Raw genomic sequence first — 26502 nt, 5'->3', positions numbered from 1 at the left:
TTAATAAATACGACTTTGAATCAATTAGTGACGGAAGTGACGCATGCCAGTGAAGACCATTGCAATACCAGCTTCATCAGCAGCCGCAATGGTTTCTTCATCACGCATAGAACCGCCCGGCTGGATAATGCACTTGATACCTGCTTTTGCAGCGTTATCAATACCATCACGGAATGGGAAGAATGCATCAGATGCCATTACTGCACCTTCAACCACTAAACCTGCATGCTCAGCTTTGATCGCAGCAATACGTGCAGAGTTAACACGGCTCATTTGACCTGCGCCGACACCAATCGTTTGGCGGTTTTTCGCATAAACAATCGCATTAGATTTCACGTATTTCGCCACTTTCCAAGCGAAGATCATGTCGTCAATTTCTTGCTCAGTTGGTGCGCGTTTTGTCACAACTTTAAGGTCATCTTTAGTGATCATACCCAAGTCTTGATCTTGAACTAACAAACCGCCGTTTACGCGTTTGTAGTCAAGTTGAGATTGACGCGCATCGATTGCTGGAAGTTCACCACATACTAGGACACGAACGTTTTTCTTCGCGCCTGTTACTTCAAGAACGCCTTCAGCAACGCTCGGTGCAATGATCACTTCAACGAATTGACGATCTACAATCGCTTGTGCAGTTGCAACGTCTAATTCACGGTTGAATGCAATGATGCCACCGAAAGCAGATTCAGGATCTGTTGCATACGCAAGATCATAAGCTGCTTGAATACCGTCTAAAGATACTGCAACGCCACATGGGTTAGCGTGTTTAACGATCACACAAGCAGGCTTCGCAAATGATTTAACACATTCAAGTGCTGCATCAGTATCTGCGATGTTGTTATAAGAGAGTTCTTTACCTTGAAGCTGTTTCGCTGTTGAAACAGAAGCTTCAGTCGCTGTGTCTTCTACATAGAATGCAGCAGCTTGATGCGGGTTTTCACCGTAACGAAGGTCTTGAACTTTGTTCAATTGAGTATTGAAAGTACGTGCAAATTTGTCTGCCTGACCTTCTTCTTTACCTACGCGAGCGCCTAAGTAAGATGCGATCATGCCGTCATATTGAGCAGTATGTTCAAATGCTTTTACTGCTAGGTCAAAACGAGTTGCATGAGATAAAGCACCCTCAGCTTTAAGCTCGGCAACGACAGTTGCATAGTCAGAAGCATTTACGATGATACCGACTGATGCATGGTTTTTTGCTGCAGCACGAACCATGGTAGGACCACCGATGTCGATGTTTTCGATAGCATCAGCAAGTGAACAGTTTGGTTTTGCTACCGTTGCAGCAAATGGATAAAGGTTTACAACGACTAAATCAATAGCATCAATGTTGTGTTCAGCCATCACAGCTTCGTCTAGACCACGACGAGCCAGGATACCCCCATGAATTTTTGGATGTAGTGTTTTTACACGGCCGTCCATCATCTCTGGAAAACCTGTATGCTCCGAAACTTCAACTACAGCCACATTATTGTCTTTCAACAATTTGTAGGTACCACCTGTAGATAAAATTTCTACCCCTAGAGCAGCAAGTTCTTGTGCAAATTCAACAATACCAGTCTTGTCAGACACAGAGATTAAAGCGCGTTTAATAGTCATGATCTTCGTCACAGTTTTCAAGGAACAGAATAAAACAAAATCAGCAATTTACAGGTTAAAAAAAATGCCTGCGGAAGCCGCAAGCATTTTATCATTTATTCACTCATTAAACCGTGAGCTTTTAACTTTTTACGTAAAGTACCACGGTTGAGTCCGAGAATCTCGGCAGCACGTGTTTGGTTACCACGTGTATATTCTAGAACTACAGATAGAAGAGGTTTCTCCATTTCTGCTAGCACCATGTCGTATACCTGAGATGGTTGCTCGCCCTGTAGTTGCGCAAAATAATGGCGAACTGCGCGATCTACGTGGATACGTAAAGCAACATCAGATTGTGCAGTAAAAATAGGAGATTTGCTATTCATGCGAATTAATCCGAAAAACAAATATCGCTTGGGTAAAGCGATATAAAAAGTGGTCTAAAATTGAAATGAACTCCGCTTTAGATCCTAAAACTGGAGTTCTAAAACTTAATCATTGCATTGAGCCAATAGCTTGACACATCTCAACGTTTTGGTCGAAAAATAAGCGTAACAATAGTTAAAGTTTTGTTACTGACCAAAATCAAAACAAAAAAATCTGCACGATACGCAATAAATTTTATAGCGCATTAGGCAAGACTGTATTTGTTGTGAAAAAGTAGCGAGGAGTTGCAGCACATAGCTTTCGTGGCGCGTATCATACCATTGTCTAAGCAAAAGTGAGCAAGAAAACTGCATTTTTTTTAACTTTTTTTAATTTTTTAATGCTTTCTATTCAGATTAAGGGCGAATTATTTCCAAACTATAGCGATCAAAGCTTTTACGATCGACAGGAAGCTCAAATTTGAATTTAAATGGACTGTTTTTCGGGATACGTTCAATATTGACCAGACTTTCAATCAGATACTCTTTGGCAGACAGGTTATAAGTCGCAACAACTTCACCGCGCTGTTCCAGATTGATTTTTAAAATCGGTAAAGCCAGGCTACGGTCATGGAAGTTGATCAGCTCACCGCTAAATTCAGTTTTCTTGTGACTGGTTGCCTTGATCTTGACTTTATTGACCTGAATCAGCGTGTAGTATTTTTCCAGATTGGAACAATTAAACACCTCGCATACATTGTTAAAGGCCAGACTCATGATATGACTATTTTTGATGTATTGCGGATTAATCCAGAAAAACTGGAACAGCAATACGCCAAATAGCATCAGGTTCAAGATGCTCCAGCCAATATAGTACATTGGCCCGCGGTATATCTGTTTTTCTGCCTGATCTTCCCAGTTCATGCTCGGTAGTACCGAGATAGGTTCGGTACTGAAATAGTTCAGATTGTTTAAATAGGTTTCCAGATCGATATTTGAATGTTCAACTTTCTGATCGAAAATATATAAAAGACTGTGCGTATTTTGCTGTTGATCGCGACCATATGCAGGTGGGTTATATCGAGAATAAGTTTGGTCTTGAGACGCTGAGGTGGTGACCGAGTTTTGGGCTTCGGCCACCAGATGCGATAAGGCATTAAATGAAGTGGTACATTTGGGACAGCAAACCATACCCTGCGCAATGGTGAGTTGAGCAACTGTGACCTTGTAGGTGGTGGAACAGGTAGGGCAATGGGTTCGTTTGTCACTCATAAACTATTTGTAGACTCATTCATTCTTATGGCGTTTACCCGAGATACGGCACCAGTGCTCGTCTCGTTTTTCTACGTCTAATATATCAAAATAATTTGAGTAAATGCTAGTAACATCAGCAACTTGCTCTTCGATAACTCCGGCAAGTGCGAACTGTCCCTCAGATTTAATTAAAGTTGCGAACTCAGGAGCCAATATCATTAGTGGCGCAGCCAAAATATTGGCAACAAATACGTCAGCCTTGGTAGTGCCGAGTTCATCTCTAAATTCTTCTGGCAGGCCGACATAAAGTTTGTCCAGTACACCATTCAGTTCAGCATTTTGCTGGGTGGCCAGAACTGCTTGTGGGTCAATATCAGTGGCATATGCTTTTTTAGCACCTAAGAGCAGGGCAGCTACCGCGAGAATGCCTGAACCACAGCCATAATCGATGACGATTTTGTCTTTAACGTCAATTTTGCCGAGCCATTGTAAGCACAAGAATGTAGAGGCGTGGTTCCCTGTACCGAATGCCAGACCCGGATCAAGCTTGATATTGACTGCATCGGCTTCAGGTGCTTGCATCCATTCCGGTACAATCCAGTATTTTTCAGCAATCTGGATTGGCTCATACGCATCCATCCAGGTGCGTTCCCAAGCCTGATCTTCAATGAATTCGTGCTTGATCGGCGCTTCTGGCATTTGTGCACCAATAAAGGTTTCTAGTGCAGCAACGTCAATTTCTTCGCCTTCTTCCTGTGCATAAATACCAGTCACAATCACTTTATTCCAGAGTGGTGTTTCGCCTGGAAGTGGTTCCAGCAAATCCTGGTTTTCAGCATCATCCAGGGTCACACTCACTGCGCCTAGTGAGCTGAGTAATGTCTCAGTATAATCAACCTGAGCTTGTTCAACCGTAATATGAATTTGTAACCACTTCACAGAAATAACCTTTATACATTTTTCAAAAAGCTATTGTAACGGAAGTTCAGACACAACGCTGCTATCTTCTTGATGCATACCCAAAATAAAAAGGATGCCGAAGCACCCTATATAAAGCTCTATAAAGACTTATGAAACCTTAGAGAGAAGAGGTGTTCTGTCTAATGGTGCAAAGCGGTTAAGCAGCAGACCAAAAATGGCAGCAAAAATATACATGAAGATTGAATAAACCGCGGCAGGCATGGCCACAGCAGTGCTGGACATCACGGTCAGGGCAATGGTCATGGCTAATGTGCTGTTGTGAATGCCGATTTCAAAGGCACTGGCCCGTGCCTGAGCGGTATCTATATTCATTAAGCGGGGGACAAAATAGCCGATGGTCAGGCTGAAAATACAGAACAATGCCGTGGCGACACCGACCTGAGTCAGATATTCGGCAATATTGGTGCGTTCACTATAGATGGCCCCGACAATAATCAGAATCAAGAATATGACTGCAAAAATACGCAGCGGTCTATTCAGTTTTTCAGTCAGGCGTGGTGCATGATGTCGAATCAGCATACCAATCGCGACAGGAATAATAATGATGCCAAACACCTGAAGAATTTTGCCAAGCTGGAGCGTGATCTGCTGGCTGTCCTGCATGAAATGCATAATCGAAAAATTAACGATTAACGGTAAAGTTAAGGCTGCAATCACTGAATTAATCGCAGTCAGGGTGATGTTGAGTGCCAGATCACCTTTGAAAAGATAGCTAAACAGATTGGCCGTACTGCCGCCGGGTGAGGCGGCTAACAGCATCAGACCCACGGCAAGAAGTGGAGGCAGGGCCAAAACTTTACACAGGATAAATGCAATACCGACCAATAAGACCAGTTGACAAAATAATGCGACTAAAACAGCTTTAGGATGTTGGGTGACCCGGGCGAAATCTTTGAGGGTAAGTTCGAGACCTAAACCCACCATAATAATCGCGAGCGCAAGCGGCAGTAAAATCGTAATAATGCCAGAATCCATCTGTCATGCTCCTTGTTAAAAATTATTTTAATACTTTTGCTTTTCTTGGGAAAAGCATACAGCTTTATCGCAGACTCAGCCAAATAAATTACAAATCCGATAAACGATTTTTATGGCGATAAGCGATATATTGGCGACTCATCATCACCCCGAAAATAGTCGCAAAACTATACATGACAATGGTGTAAATGCCGGCCGGAATTGCCATAGTGACATCGCCTAAGACCGAAATCGCAATGGTGATCGCAATCGCCGTATTATGAATGCCGATTTCAAAGGTACAGGCCCGTGCCATTTTTTCTGGAATACCCATCAGTAGCGGAATGCAATAACCAATAAACAGGCTGGAAAAACATAAAATCACAGTAGCTAAACCAATACTGGAAAAATATTCAAAGAGATTAAAACGATCTCTAAAAACGGCAAATATCAAGAGTATGCTTAAAAAACTAATTGAAACGAAGCGCATCGATTTGCTGACGGTAATGGATAAATGTGGAAATTTGGCTCGAAGCAGCATCCCGATGATCACGGGGATCAGGGTAATTAAAAACACCTGTATCACTTTTTCAACTGGAAATGTCACAGTCGAGTCGTGACTCATAAAGTATTGTAATGAGAGGTTGATAATAAAGGGCAGGGTGAAAATAGAAATGATGGTATTGATGGCAGTCAGGGTGATATTCAGTGCGACATCGCCTTTATACAGATAGCTAAACAGGTTGGCGGTTGGGCCTCCTGGTGAAGCGGCCAGAAGCATTAAACCTACTGCGAGTAAAGGAGCTAAGTCCAGAATCAGGCAAATAAAGAAAGCAATACTGGTCAACAGCACGAGCTGTGTAAATAGGGCAATAAAAATGACTTTAGGATAGCGGCTTAAGCGCAGGAAATCCTTGATTTTTAATTCGAGTCCCAGCCCCATCATCATGATTGCCAAGGTAATAGGCAAAAAAAAGTTAAAAAACCCCGAATCCATGAAAAATCCCTTTTTATTATTGATTTTTAGATAGATTTTAAGTGTAGCGGAGCTGAATAAATAAGCAATATAAAACGGGCAAAATGTATTCACTTTGCCCGTCAAAGCTTTTACTTGAAATGTAAGCTATTTAGAGCTATGACAGCTTACATGCCTGGCTGAGTTTGCATTTGCGCATCAGGCGGAGTCTGCTGGTCATTCATTGGTTGCTGCATTTGCGGCTGGCTCATTTGTGGTTGCATTGGCTGACTGTGCATTTGGGATTGTCCCTGAGGGCGTGGCGGCATAAAGCCTAAAGCACATTTACCTTTGACTTCGGTTCCATTAATGGTGGCGGTGGTCGCGCTACTATTGCCACTACAGGTACTCATGAGTTCAGCTTCATCACCTTTGATTGAAGCATTTTTTGATGAAGCGAAAAACTGTGGCTCACAGGTTCCATTCCAGATAATGCCTCGATGAGCAAAACTGACTTGAGCACCTTGGGTTTTGCCTTTACAAACCTGTTGATACTTTTGCGCATTATAAGTGGTTTCGACCTTATCATTTGCTGAGGCTGCAAATGGCGCAAAACATAAACCACACAGAACAGTTGAGAGAAAAATATTCTTATTCATCAGTTATACCTTTGTTTGTAATGTAAGCAGTATATAGCTTAAAAAATACTCAAAATTAAACAGTGTAAATCGAGTAATTTTCTGAACTTATATGTTTAATTTATATAGTCCCTCTGCAAAGTTAAATTACAGTGCTTGATTCTTGTACAGGATGATTCATTTTTTATCTCAGGATAAATTCGACTGAATCTGTCTACTTTAGAATGAAATTTGCTATAATACTCAGCTATCCTTTTTTATCTCTCAATTACCACTATGCATTATCCTAAAGTATACGATGTCATTGTTATCGGTGGCGGTCACGCCGGTACAGAAGCAGCTCTGGCTGCAGCGCGTATGGGTCGACAGACTTTACTCTTAACTCATAACATTGAGACTTTAGGGCAGATGAGCTGTAACCCGGCCATCGGTGGTATTGGTAAATCGCACTTGGTGCGTGAAATTGATGCCTTGGGCGGTGCAATGGCACTGGCTGCCGACAAAGGCGGTATTCAGTTCCGTATTTTGAACTCGCGTAAAGGTGCAGCAGTTCGTGCAACACGTGCGCAGGCAGACCGTGTCCGTTTTAAAGCGGCAATTCGTGAAACCTTAGAGAATCAGGCGAACTTGGATATTTTCCAGCAAGCGGCTGATGACCTGATTGTTGAAGGCGATACCGTCAAAGGTGTGGTTACCCAAATGGGCATTCGTTTTGATGCCAAAACTGTGGTGTTGACTGCGGGTACATTCTTGGGCGGCGTAATTCACGTTGGTCTGGAAAAATCCAGTGGTGGTCGTGCCGGTGATCTGCCGTCGATTTCATTGGCAGCACGTTTGCGCGAATTGAATTTACCTGTGGGGCGTTTAAAAACCGGTACACCACCGCGTATCGATGCACGTTCGGTCGACTTTTCTGTAATGACACCGCAGCCGGGTGATTTCCCATCTCCAACCATGTCGTTTATGGGCGATGCGTCTATGCATCCGGAACAGGTGAACTGCTATATCACGCATACCAATGAACGTACGCATGAGATTATTCGCGGTGGTCTAGATCGCTCACCGATGTATACCGGTAAAATTGAAGGTGTAGGGCCGCGTTATTGCCCATCAATTGAAGACAAGATTCACCGTTTTGCCGATAAAGACTCGCATCAAGTATTCTTGGAACCGGAAGGTCTGGATACGCATGAGCTTTATCCAAATGGTATTTCAACTTCATTGCCATTTGATGTGCAGTTTGAGTTGGTTCGCTCAATCCGTGGTATGGAAAATGCGCATATTTTGCGTCCGGGTTATGCGATCGAGTACGATTATTTCAACCCGCAAGCGTTGAAATTTACCCTTGAAACCAAAGCCATTAATAACCTGTATTTCGCTGGTCAAATTAATGGAACCACTGGTTATGAAGAAGCAGGTGCACAAGGTTTGCTGGCAGGTTTAAATGCTGCACGTCGTGCCTGGGATCAAGAGCAGTGGACACCAAAACGCGATGAAGCCTATATGGGTGTATTGGTAGATGACCTGATTACGTTAGGCACCAAAGAACCGTACCGTATGTTTACCTCACGTGCTGAATATCGTTTGATGTTACGTGAAGACAATGCCGACCAGCGTTTAACTGCGATCGGTCGTGAATTGGGTCTGGTGGATGACGCGCGTTGGGCAGTGTACTGTGAGAAAATGGAAGCAGTAGAAAAAGAAACAGGCCGTTTGCAACACCTGTGGGCTGCACCAAACAATCCAATGGGTAAGAAATTCGTTGAGATGACCGGTGCAGATCTGTCTAAAGAGTGTTCTGCTATTGATTTGTTGAAACGTCCAAACATTTCATTTGCTCAAATTGCCGAATTAACCAATTCTGAAGTATCACCATTTGTCGGTGAGCAGATTGAAATTGCAGTGAAATATGCGGGTTATATTAACCGTCAGCATGAAGACGTCGCGCAAATGAAACGTCTTGAAGAAACCCGTATTCCTGCAGATTTCGATTATGACATCGTGTCGGGTCTGTCTCGTGAAATTACTTTGAAACTGAAAGATGTTCGTCCTGAAACATTGGCGCAAGCTAGTCGTATTCCGGGTGTAACGCCTGCAGCAGTTCAACTGGTGATGATTACGATTCGTAAGAATGCACAAACGAAAAAATCTGCTTAAGAATACAGTGTGAAAAAGCCCGCGCAATGCGGGCTTTTTATCGGCTGATATTTTTGTATAAGTCTCGGCTATCATTCAATTATAAATAACTACTATTTAACTAAATGCCTTATTTATAAAGATAATAAAAATTATTAAGATGTAAAAAGTCTATAAATTTTAACTTTTAGGTCTAATGGAAAGGGTGTTGAGCCAAGTTGATGAACTTAAATCCGACTATTGTCGTGGTATTTCTCTGACCAGATTAGGATAAGAATAGGGGGAATAGGATCGTCAGGCTATCAAACGATTTATAGGTTATTGATGGAGATCAATCATGATACAGCCTTATAGTGAAAAATTACGAAAAATATTGACGATTTTCTTGTGCTTTTGGGTGGCATTTTTTGAGGGTTTCGATCTTCAGGCTCCTGGAATTGCAGCAAAAGGAATTGCGGCAAGCTTTGCTTTAGATCAGGTTCAGATGGGCTATGTGTTTAGTCTGGGCGTCTTTGGAATGCTCTTTGGTGCATTCTTTGGCGGACGTATCGCGGATTATTTGGGACAAAAGAAAGTCCTGATGTTGTCTGTGGCTATTTTTGGTGTGTTCATGTCGCTGACTGCAATTGCACCGAGCATCGAGGTTTTATATGCTGCGCGTTTCTTGACCGGTTTGGGTCTGGGTGCTGCAATGCCGACCATGATTTCCGTGGTTGGAGATGAAGCAACTGAAGCCAATCGCGGTAAGCTCAATAGCTTGATGTATTGTGGCCTGCCTGTTGGTGCTATTTTTGTCGCCGGTTTGGCTATGCTGCTTCCAGATATTCAATGGCAGACTTTATTTTTAATTGGTGGTTTAACGCCTTTAGCGCTTCTCCCTTTTATGGGCTTTATTCTTAAAGATCAACCTAAAGCAGCGGTAGCGCAAAAAAGATCTGGCGAAGCTGTACCGGGCATGGTCGAGGTTTTGTTCAAGCAGCAACAGTATAAAAATACAGTGCCGCTTTGGGTGGGTTTCTTTTTTACCTTGATGATCAACTATATTCTGATTAGCTGGTTGCCTAATCTGCTAATGGAACAAGGCTTGCAAAAACAGCAGGCATTTCTGGTGATGCTGGTGTTTCAGGTGGGCGCGGTGATTGGAACCTTGAGTTTGGGTTGTTTGCTAGATCGTTTAAAATTGTGGCAAATGGCAGCCATTATTTACAGCGGCTTATTTGTTGCCTTGGTTTTGTTGTTCACCAGTACCTCGATTCCGCTATTAATTTTAGCCGGGGTGATGGGTGGGATCTTTTCTACAGGTGGTCAATCTATTCTGTATGGCATCTCTCCGATTTTTTATTCAGGTGCAGGTAAAGTCACAGGCGTGGGCAGCGCCATTTCTTTAGGTCGTTTAGGTGCCATGACCGGTCCGTTATTAACCGGGAAAATTTTGGCATTAGGTTTGGGGACTACAGGTATCCTTATGGCAAGTTTACCTGCGGTGGTTGTATCAGCGGTAGCGGTCACGGCACTGTCACGTTATAAGGCGGCTCATAAATAAGCCAGTTTTCTATTTTTATTGCCATAACAAAGGAATCTACGGATTCCTTTGTTATGGCTCATATTTTAATTGAGTAAAATCGGCAGATAAAATTTGCTAAAATAGATGGATAGCAAACTGACTGATTTTTATATGCCTTACCAACTGATCGAACTCGATATTCAGGCCACCGATAATATTGCCTGTCCACATTGCCAGCAGAACATTATTGACTGGACTGAAGAACAATATGTACAGCCATGTGAACATACTTTATTTATTGCCATGGATATTGGCTTTGAATATATGACCGATGAATTTGAGCACAGCATGCCACGTTCGGTAGATGATCTGCATGCCAATGACGATCAGGTGAATATGTTTGATGAAATTACCGCCAGTACTTATTCAGATTATCTGATCTTAAAGTCAGACTTGGGCGCAGCAGGTTATTCGCGTTATATCGGCTTGACTGTTTAACTCACCTCAGTATAAAAAAGCACCCGAAGGTCACTACTGTTCCACAATTTGAACTTTATTTCAGTACCAGGTCAATATGATGACACCATGTGCTTAAATATTTGATATTTTTATATATTTAATTTTCCACAGCCTTGTCTTTTCTTTGAAAAATTTAAATGACTTTGTGTAGGCTAAATCCTACTTTTGACAGACCAAAAGTAGGCAAAAGTCTTTATTCCCCATACACTACATTCTGTCATGATGGGGAATGTGTGGCATTCTTGCCACACTTACAAATCAAATACCTGAAATTCAATTGTGAGAGAGCAGTAACCCGAAGGTGCTTTTATAGATTAGCTTGGACTTTCGATTTCTTCTTCTACCTCATCATCGGCCGTATCCATACCGAGTTCTTTGAGCTTGCGGGTCAGTGTGTTACGGCCCCAGCCCAAAAGTTCAGCTGCATGACGTTTGCGACCACGGGTTTGTTGTAGCGCAGCATTAATCAGGGTGCGTTCAAACATCGGCGTCGCAACATCCAGAAGTTTCATCTCGCCATTTTTGAGTTTTTGCATGGCCCATTGACCCAGCAATTCATCCCAGTGCTGTGGACCCACTTGGTTTAAGTTTGGAATTGGTGAGCCTAAATCTAAATCTTGAATTGGGATTTGTTTCAGCTCAGGTGGTAGGTCTTCTGGATAGACTTCACGACCTGTGATCATCACGGTTAGCCAGCGACAGGTATTTTCAAGCTGGCGTACGTTGCCTTGCCACGGCAGTTTTTGCATATATTCCTGGGTTTCAGGACGCAGAATTTTGGGATTAACGCCGAGTTCTTTACCAGCACGTGCCAGGAAGTGCTGCGCCAGCATCGGAATGTCTTCACTGCGATGTGCCAGTTTTGGAATGTGAATCCGAATCACATTCAGGCGGTGATACAAGTCTTCACGGAAACGGCCGTCATGTACCAGTTTTTCCAGATCCTGATGTGTGGCAGCCACAATCCGCACATCAACCTTGACGGGAATATGACCACCGACACGATAAAACTCGCCATCGGCCAAAACACGCAATAAACGGGTTTGGGTTTCAAAAGGCATGTCGCCAATTTCATCCAGAAACAGCGTGCCGCCGTTGGCCTGTTCAAAACGACCTTGACGCTGGGTATTGGCACCGGTAAATGCACCTTTTTCGTGACCAAAAAGTTCGGTTTCGATCAGGTCTTTGGGAATGGCTGCCATATTCAGGGCAATAAAGGGCTTTGCACTACGCGGTGAATGGCGGTGCAAGGCATGTGCCACCAATTCTTTCCCTGTACCGGACTCACCATTAATGAGTACAGTAATATGCGATTGCGCTAAACGGCCGATGGCGCGAAACACTTCCTGCATGGCGGGAGATTCACCGATAATTTCAGTCGATTGAATCGGCGGGGTAACTTTTGCTGATTCTTGTTGTTGCAGCTTGGTAATATGCAAAATCGCACGATTGACCAGTGCCAGCGCTTCATCAATATCAAAAGGCTTTGGCAGATATTCAAAAGCACCAGTTTGATAACTTGATACAGCAGACTCTAGGTCTGAATGCGCCGTCATAATAATCACAGGCAGGTCAGGATAATTGTGTTTGACCTTACCCAAGAAGGTGAGTCCATCAATCCCCGGCATACGGATATCGGTCAGAATCACATCTGGTGCATCAACACTGAGTTGATCTAGTGCGGATTGTGCTTCTTCAAAGCTGGTCACGTCCAAGCCTTCTTCTTTAAAGGTTTTTTCCAGTACCCAGCGCATGGCACGATCGTCATCAATCACCCATATTTTATTTCGCGACATGATTCGACTCCCAAGGTAAATATAAGCTAAACACGGTTTTTCCAGCCACGGACTGACATTCAATCATGCCGTTATGCTGATGAATAATATTTTGAGCAATACTGAGACCCAGTCCGGTACCTTTGGCGCGACTGGTGACCAGTGGATAAAACACAGATTCGATAATGTCTTCGGGGACCCCAGGGCCATTGTCTTCAATATCAATGCGTACCACAGAGCGATGAATTGCCCCGTTAATGGTAAATAGGCGCTGAATCCGGGTTCTTAAAACCAGTTCAGGCTGGTGATCGACAAAAAACTCTTTGTTCTCGGTCATGGCCTGTACTGCATTGGCGCAAATATTCAAGATCACCTGAATCAGTTGATCACGGTCTGCCAGCACTTCAGGTAAGGACAGGTCATAATCCCGAATAATCTTGATTTTCTTTTTGCTTTGATTGGCGATGAGTGAGCGCACCCGCTCAAGTGGCTCATGTACATTTACCAGCTCATAGCTTGGCAGTTGGCGTGAACCGAGCATGGTGTCGGCCAGATTTCGGAGTCGATCGACTTCACTAATAATAATATCGGTAAATTCTTTGTATTGTGGATCATTCAGACTGCGAGCCAGAAGTTGTGTTGCCCCCCGAATTCCGCCGAGTGGGTTCTTGATTTCGTGCGCGACACCGCGAATCAGCTGGCGAGCCACTTGATGTTGCTGAATCAGGTTTTCTTCACGCGAAATTTTAAGCATACGGTCACGAGGATTGAGCTCGATTAACAACAGTGGGTGATAGGGCTTACCCAGATTTAGTTGAGAAACCGTGTAATCGACATGAATGTCCTTAAAGTTGACAATCAGTGTGGCTTCACGGCGCGTATAAGGTTGGCCTGTAGTTAAAGTGTTGTTCAGCGCTTCTTCAGTATTAAACTCATCGGTCGGATGTTGCAGAAGACCCAGTGCCGGACTTCCACTGGCGCGAAATAAGCTCACATCAAATAAGGCTTCGCAGGCAGAGTTGAGATAATAAATATTAAGATCGCGGTCTACCAATAAGATACACGTGGTCATATTGTCCACTAAAACACGATAGTCGATCGGAATAAGCTGATCCATTCGCGGTTTTTTTCCTGTATTAAAATGGCGCAATGGCATCTTCATAAAGCAATTTAATCAATTTTAAGTTCTGATTTGATGCAAGATGCACGCCAACTTTTATGACTAAAGCTTATTTATTGCGATGAAATGCAGAAATGTGCCACAGCGACACAATTCATCTTAGGTATAGCGGATTAAATTGAGGCTGTAAATCTAAAATGTTCTATTTTGGTGCGCGCGCAAATATGTTGTATATTTTATGGCGTTATTTTAGTGCATGATGCAAAGAGTCAGGTTTTCAACTATTTTTATGATGCGAAAAGACATACAATACGCGCATTCTAGTAGAGCGAAAATTCATGAAGTCCCCCAAAGTCGGTTTTGTATCTTTAGGTTGTCCTAAGGCATTGGTAGATTCTGAACGTATTTTAACCCAGTTAAAGACTGAAGGTTATGACGTCGCTTCGGATTATGACGGTGCTGATTTAGTTGTAGTAAATACCTGTGGTTTCATTGAATCCGCAGTGCAAGAATCGCTAGACGCGATTGGTGAGGCGATGAGCGCGAATGGTCGCGTCATCGTAACAGGCTGTCTAGGTAAAGACGAAGACAAGATTCGCCAGATGCATCCGAATGTCCTGAAAGTGACAGGTGCAGCGGCATATAAAGATGTTATGGATGCGGTTCATCAATACGTGCCTGAACCGCCAAAACACAATCCATTTATTGATTTAGTTCCAGAGCAAGGTATCCGCCTAACACCTAAACATTATGCCTATTTGAAAATATCGGAAGGCTGCAACCATCGTTGTACTTTCTGTATTATTCCAAGCATGCGTGGTGATTTGGTCTCCCGTCCAGTTGGTTCTGTGCTTGAAGAAGCCGCAGCGCTGAAACGTGCCGGTGTTAAAGAAGTACTCGTTATCTCCCAGGATACTTCTGCTTACGGTCTGGACACCAAATACAAGCTGGATTTCTGGAACGGCCAGCCGGTGAAAACCAAATTCTATGACATGTGTGAAGCACTCGGTCAGTTGGGAATCTGGGTGCGTTTGCACTATGTTTATCCATATCCGCATGTCGATGCCGTGATTGACCTGATGGCTCAAGGCAAAATCCTGCCTTATCTGGATATTCCATTTCAGCATGCGAGTCCAAAAATTCTCAAGCTGATGAAACGTCCTGCGCACAGTGAAAACACACTGGAGCGATTGAATATCTGGCGTGAAAAATGTCCTGATCTGGTTATCCGTTCAACATTTGTGGTGGGCTTCCCGGGTGAAACCGAAGAAGACTTCCAGATGCTGCTCGATTGGCTGAAACAAGCTCAATTGGATCGTGTAGGTTGCTTTACCTATTCACCAGTTGAAGGTGCGACAGCAAACGATTTGCCAGACCACGTTCCTGAAGAAATTAAACAAGAGCGTTATGAGCGTTTCATGCAGGTTCAGCAAGAAATCTCGGCAGCCAAACTCCAAAAACGTATTGGTCAGACCATGACCGTGCTGGTAGATGATCTGGAAGAAGAATTCCCGGTGGCAGTTGCGCGTTCTTATGCAGATGCACCTGAAATTGATGGCAATGTTTTTGTGGAAGATATTGATAAAAGCGTCATTAAGGCAGGGGATTTGCTTGAAGTCGAGATTACCGATGCAGACGAGTACGATCTGTATGCAAAACTCATTTCAGTCAAATCTGCTTAAAATTTTGAATTAAAAAAATTTAAATTGAATACTTTGGAGTTTGATGATGTTGGATTCTAAAAAGCCACGCTTTGGTCGCATTCTGTTAAAGCTTTCTGGTGAAGCGCTGGCAGGCAATAAAGACATGGGAATCGATGCACAAGTGCTCGACCAGATGTCGCTTTCTATTGCGCACCTTGTGGGTTTAGGCGTACAAGTAGGTATCGTGGTCGGTGGTGGTAACCTGTACCGCGGTAGCCAGCTGCAAAAAGACGGTCTGGTTGGCCGGGTCACTGGTGATCAGATGGGTATGCTGGCAACCGTGATGAACGGTCTGGCACTACGCGACGCTTTGGTGCGCCGTAATATTAAAACCCGTTTGATGTCTGCACTGCCAATTGGTGCAGTGGTTGAGTCTTACTCGAGCCGTGATGCGATCCGTCACCTGACTCAGGGTGAAGTGTGTGTATTCGTGGCAGGTACAGGTAATCCATTCTTTACCACAGATACCGCAGCATGTTTGCGTGGTATTGAAATCGAATCAGATTTGATTTTGAAAGCCACTAAAGTCGATGGCGTATATAACAAAGATCCAAGCAAATATGACGATGCGGTTAAATATGACACTTTAACCTTTGATCAGGTGCTGGATGAAAAACTGGGTGTCATGGACTTAACTGCGATCTGTTTATGTCGTGACCACAATGTGCCACTACAAGTATTCGATATGAATAAATCTGGCGCATTACTTTCAGTGGTGATGGGCGAAAAAGAAGGGACTCACGTTACCAATTAATGACGTGAGCACCAAAGCACTTTATACTACGCGCTAATTTAGCAATTAACTTTTTTAGAATTAAGTAAGGAAGATCATATGATTAACGATCTTAAAAAAGACAGCGAAGACCGTATGAACAAAACTCTAGAATCTCTAGAGCATGGTTTTGCAAAAGTTCGTACCGGTCGCGCGCATCCATCTATTTTAAATAATGTGATGGTTTCTTACTATGGTTCAGACGTTCCATTGAACCAGGTGGCAAACGTTGGTGTTGAAGATTCACGTACCCTGTTGGTTCAACCGTTTGAACGTTCAATGGTGGCTGCAATTGATAAAGCGATTCGTGAATCTGACTTGGGTCTTAACCCGATTTCAGCAGATGCGATCCGTGTACCTATGGCAGCACTCACTGAAGAAACACGTCGTGACATGCAGAAAGTTGCCCGTACTGAAGCAGAAAATGCGAAAGTGGCAATTCGTAACATTCGCCGTGATGTATTGGGTGATATCAAAGCTTTATTGAAAGAAAAAGAAATTTCTGAAGATGAAGAACGTCGTGCTGCTGATGAAATCCAGAAAATTACCGACAAATTTGTTGCTGAAGTTGACAAACGCTTGGCTGCGAAAGAAGCTGAATTGATGAAGGTCTAATTCATCGATGACCGCTGCTGAAGAAAACCCCTGTCTTCCGAAACATGTTGCCATCATTATGGATGGCAACAATCGTTTCGCCAAAAAAAATCAGATGCAGAAAGGTGATGGACACCGTGAAGGAAAAACGGTTCTGGATCCGATTGTAGAACACTGTAGAAAAAGAAATATCCAGGCTTTAACTGTTTTTGCCTTTTCCAGTGAAAACTGGAATCGTCCACAGTTTGAAGTCGAATTGCTCATGAAACTCCTGCTTGACACGATTCATGAGCAACTCCCCCGCATGGAAAAATTCAATATTGCCTTACGTTTTATCGGTGATCGTAGCCGTTTGTCCGCTGAATTGCAGGGACTCATGTTGCAAGCCGAACAAAGGACTGCTAATTTCAATAGTATGACACTCACTATTGCAATCAGTTATGGCGGTATGTGGGATATGGCACAAGCTGCAAAGCAAATTGCCAGTGATGTTTTAACAAATAAATTAGATCTTGATGCAATTGATACTGATGTATTTGGTCAATATGTCAGCCTCGGTGACTTACCAGCAGTTGATCTGCTGATTCGTACTGGCGGAGATTTCCGTCTGTCGAATTTTCTGTTATGGCAGGCAGCCTATGCAGAGCTTTATTTCACTGAGACGCTGTGGCCAGAATTTACCGTTGAAGAACTTGATGATGCACTTGCCGTATTTGGTGGGCGTGAACGTCGTTTCGGTAAAACATCAGAACAGGTTCATCAGGAAAAACTTGAGAATTAATACATGTTTGAGCGGATTATAACCGCATTGGTGTTGGTAGCAGTTGTACTGAGCTGTATGTTTGCTACTGAATCACATTATCCAATGTTTGTATTGATGGTTCTTGCTGCTGGGGTTGCCGGTTATGAGTGGTTTAAACTCATGCCGCGAAAATTTAAGCAGGTCATCAAGCCCGTTGCATGGGGATATGGGTTGCTGACCGCGGCTCTATCAGCATTGGCATTGTATTTTGCTGAAGTCGCTTTGTTGTTATGGGTGGCTTCTATTATTACCTGGTTACTCAGTATTTACTGGGTCAAGTCTTATCCTGAGTATGACGGCTGGTACAACGCAAGCCTAAATGGCATTGGTGTAGTGCTGATTTCTGCTGCTGTCACCGCAATTTTCTCGGTTTGGCAAAGTTCACCGTGGTGGTTGATGTACCTGTTTTTACTGGTATGGGGCGCAGACAGCGGTGCATATTTTGTCGGCCGTAAATTCGGTAGGAAAAAACTTGCACCAAATGTCAGCCCAAACAAATCTGTAGAAGGGCTGTATGGTGGTGTGGTCACCTCAATGCTGATTGTGATTGCAGTTGCTTTGCTTTATCTGGAGATGACCTGGCCAGAACTTATTTTATTCCTGATCTTATCGGTGATCACGGTCTTCAGTTCAGTACTGGGAGATCTGTTTGAATCCATGATCAAACGACGTGCCGGTATTAAAGACTCGGGCCGTATTTTACCGGGTCATGGCGGGGTGCTGGATCGTATTGATTCTTTGCTTGCTGCAGCTCCAATCTTTGCGGCAGGTATTGCTGTTCTAAAACTTATTGGTGTAGATTTATAAATGTCACAAGCGGTTTGTATACTGGGTGCTACAGGTTCTATTGGTCAAAGTACTTTAAAAATCTTGCAGCGACATCCTGAAGCGTACTCGGTTTTTGCTGTAACCGCGCAAAGTCGTATTGATGAGCTGATCAAGATTTGCCAGCAATACCGCCCTAAAGTGGCGGTGGTGCCTGCGGCAAAAGTGGATGAGTTTTCAAAACTCCTTCAGCAACATGGTCTGGCTGATATTGAAATTCTGCAAGATGAAGCCGGTTTAATTGCTGTGGCTGAACATGCGGATGTCGATATTGTCATGGCTGCCATTGTCGGTGCTGCCGGATTGTTGCCGACACTGGCTGCAGTAAAAGCAGGCAAGCGCGTACTGCTGGCCAATAAGGAAGCTTTGGTGATGTCCGGTGACCTCATGATGCAGGCTGCACGCGATCATGGTGCATTGTTGCTTCCGGTGGATTCCGAACACAATGCGATTTTCCAGTGTTTACCACAGCACTATTTTGAGGCAGAGCGTCATGGCAAGCCCAAGCTGGGTGTCTCGCAAATTTTGTTAACTGCATCTGGTGGGCCGTTTCTTAATCATAGTCTACAACAGCTTGAAGATGTGACGCCTGCACAGGCCTGCAAGCATCCCAACTGGTCAATGGGCCAAAAAATTTCGGTCGATTCAGCGACTTTAATGAATAAAGGTCTGGAATTGATCGAAGCCTGTCATTTGTTTGCAGTTCAAGAACAATTTGTTACAGTCGTGGTGCATCCACAGAGTATTATTCACTCCATGGTTCAATATGTAGATGGTTCAACTTTGGCACAAATGGGTAATCCGGATATGGGCACACCTATTGCACATGCATTGGCATGGCCTGAGCGAATCAGTACGCATGTACCAGCCTTAGATCTGTTTATGCACTCGCAGCTTAACTTTCAGGAACCGGATGTGATTCGTTTTCCTACATTAAAGTTGGCGCGTCAGGCGATGCAGAGTGGCGGGATTGCACCCACGATTTTAAATGCGGCCAATGAAATTGCAGTTGACGCATTTTTACATCAGCAAATTAGGTTTACCCAAATTCCTCAAGTGGTTGAGCATGTCCTGAATCAGATGGACAATCAGCCGGCAAATGATCTGGAGGCTATCTTGCAGGCAGATCAAATGGCACGAGGTTTATCACAGCAGTATGTTGTGAATAAAGGAAGTTAAGACATGAACGCCTTGTTTATTATTGCAGCCGCAATCCTGTTACTCGGTCCCTTAATTGCGATTCATGAGTTTGGTCACTATATTGTGGCGCGTAAACTGGGCGTTAAAGTGTTGGTCTATTCGATTGGTTTTGGACCAACGCTGTTAAAGTGGACCTCAAAAAAATCTGGCATTCAATATCAGCTATCCGCCTTACCTTTAGGCGGTTATGTGAAAATGCTGGATGAACGTGAAGGCAATGTTGCTGAAGAAGACTTGCCCAAAGCATTTAACCGTCAGCATCCCTGGAAACGGATTGCCATTGTGGCAGCGGGACCATTGATCAACCTCATTCTTGCGGTGCTGTTATTCTGGGTGCTGTTTTTACCGGCACAAGAGCAGCTGAATACCCGCGTTGGTAAAGTTTTACCAGATACGCCGGCTGCAACAGTACAAATGCAGCCGGGTGACAAAATTGTTGCTGTGGACGGGACTCCAGTCGAAACCTGGGAAAAACTGAGTTATGCGCTGGTGGATCGTGTGGGTGAAACCGGTGTAGTGTCTATTCAGGCAGAACGTGCCGGGGAAAACAAGCTGTTCCAGTTACCGATTCGGGACTATTTAAAAGACCAGAGTCAATCTCCGTTAGACAGTCTGGGCTTCTTGCCTTATCGACCGGAAATTCCGGCTGTGATTAGCAAGCTGACTGAAGATGGTGCAGCAATTCGCCAAGGCCTGAAGCAAGGTGACAAAATTCTGGCCATTGATGGTGTCCAGATGAAAGACTGGTTTGATGTGGTACAAATTGTACAGGCATCACCAGAAAAATTACTGAAGATGGATGTATTGCGCGAAAACCAGCTGGTGCAACTTGAAGTGATGCCACAGGGCAAGCGTGACAATATGGGCAATGTCACGGGTATGCTCGGTGTACAAAGTGATCCGGGTAAAATCTCGATTCCCGCAGAATATAAGCAGACCATTCACTACAATCCAGCTGAAGCACTGGTGATGGCATTTGATAAAACGGTGCACTTATCTTCGATGATTCTGAACTCGATTGTCAAAATGGTACGTGGCATGATTGGACTGGATAACTTATCTGGACCGATCACCATTGCCAAAGTCGCAGGACAAAGCGCAGAAATGGGTTGGGAAACTTTTATTTCCTTTATGGCGCTAATGAGTGTAAGTTTAGGAATATTAAATCTACTGCCGATTCCAATGCTTGATGGCGGACATCTGGTTTACTATTTTGTTGAATTAATTCGTGGTAAACCTGTTTCCGAACAAATACAATTGGTTGGATTAAAAATTGGTATGGTACTGCTCGGCAGTATGATGCTTCTGGCATTATTTAATGATTTTATGCGTTTATAACAACGTAGATGGAATAAATTAACAGCGGAAAAGACTGGCATGCAGCACACACATTTATTTATGCCTCTGGCACTCGTTAGTGCAATGGCAGTAGCACAACAAGTATATGCAGCAGATGAATTCATTGTACAAGATATAAAATTTGATGGATTAGTGCGTTTAACTCCTGAGAATGTATATGGCCTCGTGCCAATTAACAGTGGTGATCGGGTCAATGATCCGGTCATTGCCAATGCAATTCGCAGTTTATATGCATCAGGCTTATTTGATGACATCAAAGCTGTTCAGCAAGGCAATACTCTAGTTTTTCAGGTGGTAGAGCGCCCAGTCATTTCGAAAATCGAACTGAAAGGCAATAAGCTGATTCCAAAGGAAGCACTTGAAGATGGCCTGAAAAAAATGGGTCTGGCTGAAGGTGAAGTGCTGAAAAAATCTGCTTTACAGACAGTCGAAACCGAGCTTGAACAGCAATACATGCAGCAAGGTCGCTATGATGCGGATGTTACCGTCACGACGACAGCAAGACCGAATAACCGAGTTGAATTGCTGATTGATTTTATTGAAGGTAAAGCCGCAAAAGTTTTTGATATCAATATCATTGGCAATACTGTTTTCAAAGAATCAGATATTAAACAGGCATTTGCTGTTAAAGAAAGTAGCTGGAACTCGGTGATTTCACGTAATGACCGTTATGCACGTGAAAAAATGGCTGCAAGCCTTGAAGCATTGCGTGCTATGTATCTGAACCAGGGTTATATTAACTTTAATATTACCAATTCCAGTTTGAACTTGAGTGAAGATAAAAAGAATGTCTTTATTGAAGTGTCTGTAGATGAAGGCGAGCAATTTAAATTTGGTCAAACCAAATATTTAGGTGATGCACTTTATCAGACTGAAGAATTGCAAGCCTTACAGTTATTTAAACAGGGCGAAACTTATTCTCAGGAAAAAGTAAACGCGGTTAAGCAACTATTGCAGCGTAAGTATGGTAATGCCGGTTACTACTATGCAGAAGTGAATGTTGTTCCTCAAATTAATAATGAAACCAAGTTGGTGGATTTAAATTATTATATTAATCCAGGTCAGCAAGTTACAGTACGACGTATTAATTTTACCGGTAACACCAAAACTGGCGATGAAGTATTACGTCGTGAAATGCGCCAGATGGAAGGTGCGCTTGCCAGTAATGAAAAGATTGATCTGTCCAAAGTCCGTCTGGAACGTACTGGTTTCTTTAAAACAGTAGATATCAAACCTGCACGTATTCCAGGTTCACCCGATCAGGTAGATCTAAATGTTGCCGTTGAAGAGCAGCATTCGGGTACCAGTACTCTGGCTGTCGGTTTCTCGCAAAGTGGCGGTGTCACGTTCCAGGCAGGTTTAAGTCAAACCAACTTCCTGGGAACCGGTAATAGCGTATCGATCGACCTGTCACGTTCTGAAACCCAAGATTACTATAACCTGAGTGTGATGGACCCATACTTCACCATTGATGGTGTACGTCGCGGTTATAACATGTACTACCGCAAAACCAAGCTAGACGATGACTATAACGTCAACAACTACGTGACGGACAGTCTGGGTGGCGGAATTAACTTTGGTTATCCAATTGATGAAAATCAGAGTGTTAGCCTTGGCCTGAATATTGACCAGACAGAAGTAACGACTGGACCTTATGTTTCTACTTATGTCCGTGATTATTTATTGACTAATGGTGGTAAGGAAACAGGAAGTCCAGGTAGATACTGTCCAGATGGATTATTGAATGCTGAAGAAGGAACTTGTGGGCCAAATAATGAAGGTTGGGTCTCTTTTCCTGATGAGTTCCAGGGAGAGTTTTTAACTTATAACTTGAATTTAGGCTGGTCATATAACACCTTAAACCGTCCGATGTTCCCGACGACAGGGATGTCACACCGTGTGAATGCTGAAATAGCCTTGCCAGGTAGTGATGTGGAATACCAGAAGCTAACTTATGATGCTCAGGCCTTCTTCCCGTTAGGTAAAGATTTTGTGCTGCGCGGTTATGGTAAGTTGGGTTATGGTAATGACCTGCCATTCTATAAGAATTTCTATGCCGGTGGCTTTGGTTCGGTTCGTGGTTATGAAAATAGTACACTTGGACCAAGATACCCAGGTGTAACGTATAGTGAATCACGTGTCCGGGATAATGACCCAGAAGAAGTCGGTGGTAATGCTTTAGTACAGTTTGGTACTGAACTGGTACTGCCTGTACCATTTAAAGGCGATTGGGCACGTCAGGTTCGTCCGGTCATCTTTGCCGAAGGTGCACAAGTTTTTGATACCAACTGTGATGTGCCTCGTGGAAACTTATATCTTAATCCGCAAAATACTGATGTAGATGCAAAACAATACTGTAAAGACAACTTCGGTTTCGATGCAGGTAATATGCGTTATAGCGTTGGTGCGGGTTTCACCTGGATTACCATGATTGGACCATTGTCACTGAGCTATGCTTATCCATTGAATAAGAAAGACGGTGATGAAACTAAAAATATCCAGTTCGAAATCGGCCGTACTTTCTAAGATTATTAGCTAATCCTGAATATAGATTTTGCTCATGAAGTTGCGAGGCTTTATGAGCAAATTTTTTTGAATGAGTAAGAATATGAAAAAAATGATCATGGCGATGAGCCTGGCTTTGGCAAGTGTTGCACCGTTAACTCAAGCAGCTGGTATTGGTGTGATTGACTTGGAGCGTGTTGTTGAAGGCAGTACTTATCTGAAACAGCAAAACACGGCATTTCAGCAAAAAATTCAGCCACAAACCAGCAAGATTGAACAACTCAGTAAAGAACTGGAAGCTTTGCAGCAGCGTGCTCAGTCTAATACCAAACTGAGCGATGCTGAAAAGCAGAAGATGTCTACGCAATATCAGGCTAAATTTCAGGAATTGAATCAGTTGCAACAATCTGTGCAGAGTAATGTTCAAAGTTCGATTCAGCAGATTCGGACGGTATTTGATGCACGTGTAAAGCAAATTACTGAACAATTGCGTAAAGAAAATAACCTGGATGTGGTTTTAAATAAAAATTCAGCACTTGCTTATGACGCTAAATATGATTTAACTGATAAAATGATTCAAAAGGTTAATGCAATTAAGTAATCAATGAATCATCAACAGCTTCAGTTAGCTGACCTTGCTCGCCTGGTTCAAGGCGAGTGCATAGGTCAGACAGATTTACGTTTGAGTGCTTTGGCCAGTCTTGAACAGGCAACCTCACAAGATCTTGCATTTGTGAATGCCGATAAATATGTAGAGCAGGCCAATCAAAGTCAGGCAGGTGCTTTAATTGTCACGGCTGAACTAAAACAACAGATAACTTCACATCAAAACTTTATTGTTGTGGCAAATCCCTATCTGGCTTTTGCGATTCTGACGCATGTCTTTGAGAGAAAACATCGCCAGCGCGGCATTGAAAGTACTGCTCAAATTCATCCTTCAGCGATCATCGCCGATGATGCGTATATTGGACACTATGTGGTGATTGGCGAGCATTGTGTTGTGGGCGCCAATACCGTGATTCAGCCTCATGTACATGTCGATAATGATGTGGAAATCGGTCAGGACTGTTTTATTGATGCGCATGTGACGCTGACGGGTGGCGCCAAAATTGGCAATCGCGTTCGTATTCATGCCAATACCGTGATTGGTAGCGAAGGTTTTGGTTTTGCACCTTATCAAGGTAAATGGCATCGTATTGCCCAGCTTGGTTCTGTGCGTATTGCTGATGATGTGCGTATCGGGTCAAACTGTAGTATAGACCGCGGTGCATTGGATGATACGATTTTGCAACAGGGTGTGATTATTGATAATCTTGTGCAAATCGCGCATAACGTCAAGATTGGTGCCAATACCGCACTCGCAGCAAAATGCGGAATCGCCGGAAGCACTACAATTGGCAAAAACTGTGTATTTGCAGGTGCGGTGGGGGTAGTAGGCCACATTAATATCGCAGATAATGTCACAATTACTGGCATGTCAATGGTGACAAAAAATATTTCTGAGGCGGGCAGTTATTCTTCTGGCACACCTATGTTGGAAAGTTTGCACTGGAAACGTGCTGCTGTGCGTTTTAAACAATTAGCAGATGTGCCATTGACCCAGGTGATGAAACGACTAGATCATATGCAATCTCAAATTGAGTCCATTGAATCAACATTTAAGTTGCGTAAATAATTATGATGACAGAGTCGAATTTGCCTACATTCACGAAACCTGAATTGCCAATGAATATTCAAAAGATTCGTGAATATTTGCCCCATCGTTATCCATTTTTATTGGTTGATCGCGTGGTCGAGATTACCGAAAATGGCATTGTTGGTTATAAAAACGTCTCAATTAATGAAGAGTTTTTGCAAGGCCATTTTCCGAATTATCCAATTATGCCGGGTGTGCTGATTGTTGAAGCACTGGCACAAATCTCGGGAATCTTGGGTTTTGTGATGAACAATGAAACACCAAGTGCGGGTTCATTGTTCCTTTTTGCCGGTGCGGAGAAGGTTAGGTTTAAAAAACAGGTGGTTGCAGGCGATCAATTGGTATTAAAAGCTGAATTGGTGATGCAAAAGCGCGGCATTTACAAATATAATTGTATTGCCACTGTAGATGGCGTCGTCGCAACAACCGCGGAAATTATGGTTTCGCATCAAAAAGTCGAGCAGGCATGAGCAATAATCCCCTTATTCATCCAACTGCCATTATTGACGCATCAGCAGTCATCGCTGCTGATGTAGAAATTGGTCCATACTGTATTATTGGGCCAAACGTCACTATTGGTGCGGGTAGCAAACTTCATTCACATGTAGTGGTGGGTGGCTATACGCGTATAGGTGAATATAATGAAATTTTCCAGTTCGCCAGTGTGGGCGAGGTTTGTCAGGATCTTAAGTATGCCGGTGAAGAAACCTGGCTTGAGATTGGCGATCACAACAAGATCCGTGAGCATTGTAGTTTGCATCGTGGTACCGTTCAGGATCAGGGTTTAACCAAGATTGGCAGTCATAATCTTCTAATGGTCAACACCCATATTGCCCATGACTGCATGGTCGGTGATCACAATATCTTTGCCAATAATGTCGGTGTGGCTGGACATGTTCATGTCGGGGATTATGTGGTCATTGGTGGAAACTCAGGGATTCATCAATTCTGCAAGATTGACTCTTATAGCATGATTGGCGGAGCATCACTGATTTTGAAAGATGTGCCGGCCTATGTGATGGTGTCAGGTAATCCTGCGCACGCTTTTGCTATGAATATTGAGGGAATGCGTCGTAAGGGCTGGTCTAAGGCCATAATTGACGGTTTGCGTACTGCCTTTAAACTGATTTATAAATCAGGTTTAACCACGCAGGAAGCAATCGAGCAGATTCGTAAAGATATCTTGCCGGAAGTTGCCGAAGCACAACGTTTGATTGATTCTCTTGAACAATCCAAGCGTGGTATTGTGCGCTAAAATATTTCAAGT

At 43.4% G+C, this 26502-nt stretch carries 24 protein-coding genes; 15 read left to right on the top strand and 9 right to left on the bottom strand.

Translation table 11 applies throughout. The annotated features are described in order from the left end of the window. Positions 1 to 24 precede the first annotated feature (24 nt). From purH to FTU82_RS00490, 7 genes are all read right to left on the bottom strand, one after another. Complete coding sequence (gene purH, locus FTU82_RS00520) at positions 25 to 1599, bottom strand: bifunctional phosphoribosylaminoimidazolecarboxamide formyltransferase/IMP cyclohydrolase (protein ID WP_004646700.1); 1575 nt, start codon at positions 1597 to 1599, stop codon at positions 25 to 27. 95 nt (positions 1600 to 1694) lie between these two features. Next, positions 1695 to 1964, bottom strand: coding sequence for a DNA-binding transcriptional regulator Fis (gene fis, locus FTU82_RS00515; protein WP_001086304.1), 270 nt, complete (start codon positions 1962 to 1964; stop codon positions 1695 to 1697). 396 nt (positions 1965 to 2360) lie between these two features. Then, entirely contained in the window at positions 2361 to 3215 is an 855-nt protein-coding gene (locus FTU82_RS00510; protein ID WP_180100889.1) for a DUF3426 domain-containing protein, read from the bottom strand. A 15-nt stretch (positions 3216 to 3230) separates the two neighbouring features. Next, positions 3231 to 4136 carry a 50S ribosomal protein L11 methyltransferase gene (prmA, locus tag FTU82_RS00505; RefSeq protein WP_180100888.1) on the bottom strand — a complete coding sequence of 302 codons (906 nt, stop codon included), beginning with the start codon at positions 4134 to 4136 and terminating at the stop codon, positions 3231 to 3233. A gap of 129 nt (positions 4137 to 4265) precedes the next feature. Then, positions 4266 to 5153: a bile acid:sodium symporter family protein gene (locus FTU82_RS00500; protein ID WP_005096694.1), complete on the bottom strand. Its 888-nt coding sequence runs from the start codon at positions 5151 to 5153 to the stop codon at positions 4266 to 4268. A gap of 88 nt (positions 5154 to 5241) precedes the next feature. Beyond that, positions 5242 to 6129: a bile acid:sodium symporter family protein gene (locus FTU82_RS00495; RefSeq protein WP_180100887.1), complete on the bottom strand. Its 888-nt coding sequence runs from the start codon at positions 6127 to 6129 to the stop codon at positions 5242 to 5244. A gap of 146 nt (positions 6130 to 6275) precedes the next feature. Continuing rightward, positions 6276 to 6746, bottom strand: a complete 471-nt coding sequence (locus FTU82_RS00490; protein WP_005171252.1) for a hypothetical protein — start codon at positions 6744 to 6746, stop codon at positions 6276 to 6278. Between the two features lie 255 nt (positions 6747 to 7001). On the opposite strand from FTU82_RS00490, the gene mnmG reads away from it, so the two are divergent. The 3 genes from mnmG to FTU82_RS00475 all read left to right on the top strand — a co-directional run bounded on the left by mnmG (position 7002) and on the right by FTU82_RS00475 (position 10863). Then, positions 7002 to 8882: a tRNA uridine-5-carboxymethylaminomethyl(34) synthesis enzyme MnmG gene (gene mnmG, locus FTU82_RS00485; protein ID WP_180100886.1), complete on the top strand. Its 1881-nt coding sequence runs from the start codon at positions 7002 to 7004 to the stop codon at positions 8880 to 8882. Between the two features lie 316 nt (positions 8883 to 9198). Further along, positions 9199 to 10404, top strand: a complete 1206-nt coding sequence (mhpT, locus tag FTU82_RS00480; protein WP_180100885.1) for a 3-(3-hydroxy-phenyl)propionate transporter MhpT — start codon at positions 9199 to 9201, stop codon at positions 10402 to 10404. A gap of 132 nt (positions 10405 to 10536) precedes the next feature. Beyond that, positions 10537 to 10863, top strand: a complete 327-nt coding sequence (locus tag FTU82_RS00475) for a hypothetical protein (RefSeq protein WP_035337926.1) — start codon at positions 10537 to 10539, stop codon at positions 10861 to 10863. A gap of 335 nt (positions 10864 to 11198) precedes the next feature. Here the strand turns inward: FTU82_RS00475 and glnG are convergent, their stop codons facing one another. Beyond that, positions 11199 to 12680 carry a nitrogen regulation protein NR(I) gene (glnG, locus tag FTU82_RS00470; protein ID WP_180100884.1) on the bottom strand — a complete coding sequence of 494 codons (1482 nt, stop codon included), beginning with the start codon at positions 12678 to 12680 and terminating at the stop codon, positions 11199 to 11201. Further along, a complete protein-coding gene (gene glnL, locus FTU82_RS00465; RefSeq protein WP_005096702.1) occupies positions 12667 to 13776 on the bottom strand; it encodes a nitrogen regulation protein NR(II) in 1110 nt (369 codons plus the stop codon). The genes glnG and glnL overlap by 14 nt, the downstream gene beginning before the upstream one ends. A 341-nt stretch (positions 13777 to 14117) precedes the next feature. Here glnL and rimO point away from each other — a divergent pair, with 341 nt between their 5' ends. The 12 genes from rimO (at position 14118) to lpxA (ending at position 26490) form a co-directional block, all read left to right on the top strand. After that, a complete protein-coding gene (gene rimO / locus FTU82_RS00460) occupies positions 14118 to 15461 on the top strand; it encodes a 30S ribosomal protein S12 methylthiotransferase RimO (RefSeq protein ID WP_005096703.1) in 1344 nt (447 codons plus the stop codon). A 46-nt stretch (positions 15462 to 15507) separates the two neighbouring features. Continuing rightward, on the top strand, positions 15508 to 16236 hold the full coding sequence (gene pyrH, locus FTU82_RS00455; protein ID WP_004279886.1) for a UMP kinase: 729 nt from the start codon (positions 15508 to 15510) through the stop codon (positions 16234 to 16236). A 78-nt stretch (positions 16237 to 16314) separates the two neighbouring features. Next, positions 16315 to 16869 carry a ribosome recycling factor gene (gene frr / locus FTU82_RS00450; protein WP_005096705.1) on the top strand — a complete coding sequence of 185 codons (555 nt, stop codon included), beginning with the start codon at positions 16315 to 16317 and terminating at the stop codon, positions 16867 to 16869. Positions 16870 to 16876: 7 nt separating this feature from the next. Then, on the top strand, positions 16877 to 17629 hold the full coding sequence (uppS, locus tag FTU82_RS00445) for a polyprenyl diphosphate synthase (protein ID WP_005096706.1): 753 nt from the start codon (positions 16877 to 16879) through the stop codon (positions 17627 to 17629). Between the two features lie 3 nt (positions 17630 to 17632). Further along, on the top strand, positions 17633 to 18457 hold the full coding sequence (locus FTU82_RS00440; RefSeq protein WP_005096707.1) for a phosphatidate cytidylyltransferase: 825 nt from the start codon (positions 17633 to 17635) through the stop codon (positions 18455 to 18457). Continuing rightward, the gene (gene ispC / locus FTU82_RS00435) at positions 18458 to 19654 is read left to right on the top strand and encodes a 1-deoxy-D-xylulose-5-phosphate reductoisomerase (protein ID WP_180100883.1); all 1197 of its coding nucleotides are present in this window, start codon (positions 18458 to 18460) and stop codon (positions 19652 to 19654) included. A gap of 3 nt (positions 19655 to 19657) precedes the next feature. Further along, a complete protein-coding gene (gene rseP / locus FTU82_RS00430) occupies positions 19658 to 21013 on the top strand; it encodes an RIP metalloprotease RseP (protein ID WP_180100882.1) in 1356 nt (451 codons plus the stop codon). 39 nt (positions 21014 to 21052) lie between these two features. After that, entirely contained in the window at positions 21053 to 23560 is a 2508-nt protein-coding gene (gene bamA / locus FTU82_RS00425) for an outer membrane protein assembly factor BamA (protein ID WP_180100881.1), read from the top strand. Positions 23561 to 23642: 82 nt separating this feature from the next. Beyond that, positions 23643 to 24140 carry an OmpH family outer membrane protein gene (locus FTU82_RS00420; RefSeq protein WP_180039804.1) on the top strand — a complete coding sequence of 166 codons (498 nt, stop codon included), beginning with the start codon at positions 23643 to 23645 and terminating at the stop codon, positions 24138 to 24140. A gap of 3 nt (positions 24141 to 24143) precedes the next feature. After that, on the top strand, positions 24144 to 25214 hold the full coding sequence (gene lpxD / locus FTU82_RS00415) for a UDP-3-O-(3-hydroxymyristoyl)glucosamine N-acyltransferase (protein WP_180100880.1): 1071 nt from the start codon (positions 24144 to 24146) through the stop codon (positions 25212 to 25214). 5 nt (positions 25215 to 25219) lie between these two features. After that, on the top strand, positions 25220 to 25705 hold the full coding sequence (gene fabZ / locus FTU82_RS00410) for a 3-hydroxyacyl-ACP dehydratase FabZ (protein ID WP_171063349.1): 486 nt from the start codon (positions 25220 to 25222) through the stop codon (positions 25703 to 25705). Continuing rightward, a complete protein-coding gene (gene lpxA / locus FTU82_RS00405) occupies positions 25702 to 26490 on the top strand; it encodes an acyl-ACP--UDP-N-acetylglucosamine O-acyltransferase (RefSeq protein WP_074382858.1) in 789 nt (262 codons plus the stop codon). The genes fabZ and lpxA overlap by 4 nt, the downstream gene beginning before the upstream one ends. The last annotated feature ends 12 nt before the right edge of the window (positions 26491 to 26502 follow it).

Source organism: Acinetobacter sp. YH12151, from assembly GCF_013418355.1.
Taxonomy (GTDB): domain Bacteria; phylum Pseudomonadota; class Gammaproteobacteria; order Pseudomonadales; family Moraxellaceae; genus Acinetobacter; species Acinetobacter pseudolwoffii.
The sequence above is the reverse complement of the archived record's forward strand: the minus strand, read 5'-3'. Positions and strand labels throughout refer to the sequence as shown.

Excerpts from the sequence above, each read along its gene's own strand:
- ispC (WP_180100883.1), top strand. The coding sequence starts at position 18,458 with ATGTCACAAGCGGTTTGTATACTGGGTGCTACAGGTTCTATTGGTCAA.
- pyrH (WP_004279886.1), top strand. The coding sequence starts at position 15,508 with ATGTTGGATTCTAAAAAGCCACGCTTTGGTCGCATTCTGTTAAAGCTT.
- uppS (WP_005096706.1), top strand. The coding sequence starts at position 16,877 with ATGACCGCTGCTGAAGAAAACCCCTGTCTTCCGAAACATGTTGCCATC.
- lpxD (WP_180100880.1), top strand. The coding sequence starts at position 24,144 with ATGAATCATCAACAGCTTCAGTTAGCTGACCTTGCTCGCCTGGTTCAA.
- fis (WP_001086304.1), bottom strand. The coding sequence starts at position 1,964 with ATGAATAGCAAATCTCCTATTTTTACTGCACAATCTGATGTTGCTTTA.
- glnG (WP_180100884.1), bottom strand. The coding sequence starts at position 12,680 with ATGTCGCGAAATAAAATATGGGTGATTGATGACGATCGTGCCATGCGC.
- mhpT (WP_180100885.1), top strand. The coding sequence starts at position 9,199 with ATGATACAGCCTTATAGTGAAAAATTACGAAAAATATTGACGATTTTC.
- fabZ (WP_171063349.1), top strand. The coding sequence starts at position 25,220 with ATGACAGAGTCGAATTTGCCTACATTCACGAAACCTGAATTGCCAATG.
- rimO (WP_005096703.1), top strand. The coding sequence starts at position 14,118 with ATGAAGTCCCCCAAAGTCGGTTTTGTATCTTTAGGTTGTCCTAAGGCA.
- FTU82_RS00440 (WP_005096707.1), top strand. The coding sequence starts at position 17,633 with ATGTTTGAGCGGATTATAACCGCATTGGTGTTGGTAGCAGTTGTACTG.
- rseP (WP_180100882.1), top strand. The coding sequence starts at position 19,658 with ATGAACGCCTTGTTTATTATTGCAGCCGCAATCCTGTTACTCGGTCCC.
- FTU82_RS00420 (WP_180039804.1), top strand. The coding sequence starts at position 23,643 with ATGAAAAAAATGATCATGGCGATGAGCCTGGCTTTGGCAAGTGTTGCA.
- bamA (WP_180100881.1), top strand. The coding sequence starts at position 21,053 with ATGCAGCACACACATTTATTTATGCCTCTGGCACTCGTTAGTGCAATG.
- purH (WP_004646700.1), bottom strand. The coding sequence starts at position 1,599 with ATGACTATTAAACGCGCTTTAATCTCTGTGTCTGACAAGACTGGTATT.
- FTU82_RS00495 (WP_180100887.1), bottom strand. The coding sequence starts at position 6,129 with ATGGATTCGGGGTTTTTTAACTTTTTTTTGCCTATTACCTTGGCAATC.
- FTU82_RS00490 (WP_005171252.1), bottom strand. The coding sequence starts at position 6,746 with ATGAATAAGAATATTTTTCTCTCAACTGTTCTGTGTGGTTTATGTTTT.
- mnmG (WP_180100886.1), top strand. The coding sequence starts at position 7,002 with ATGCATTATCCTAAAGTATACGATGTCATTGTTATCGGTGGCGGTCAC.
- frr (WP_005096705.1), top strand. The coding sequence starts at position 16,315 with ATGATTAACGATCTTAAAAAAGACAGCGAAGACCGTATGAACAAAACT.
- FTU82_RS00510 (WP_180100889.1), bottom strand. The coding sequence starts at position 3,215 with ATGAGTGACAAACGAACCCATTGCCCTACCTGTTCCACCACCTACAAG.
- FTU82_RS00475 (WP_035337926.1), top strand. The coding sequence starts at position 10,537 with ATGCCTTACCAACTGATCGAACTCGATATTCAGGCCACCGATAATATT.
- glnL (WP_005096702.1), bottom strand. The coding sequence starts at position 13,776 with ATGGATCAGCTTATTCCGATCGACTATCGTGTTTTAGTGGACAATATG.
- lpxA (WP_074382858.1), top strand. The coding sequence starts at position 25,702 with ATGAGCAATAATCCCCTTATTCATCCAACTGCCATTATTGACGCATCA.
- FTU82_RS00500 (WP_005096694.1), bottom strand. The coding sequence starts at position 5,153 with ATGGATTCTGGCATTATTACGATTTTACTGCCGCTTGCGCTCGCGATT.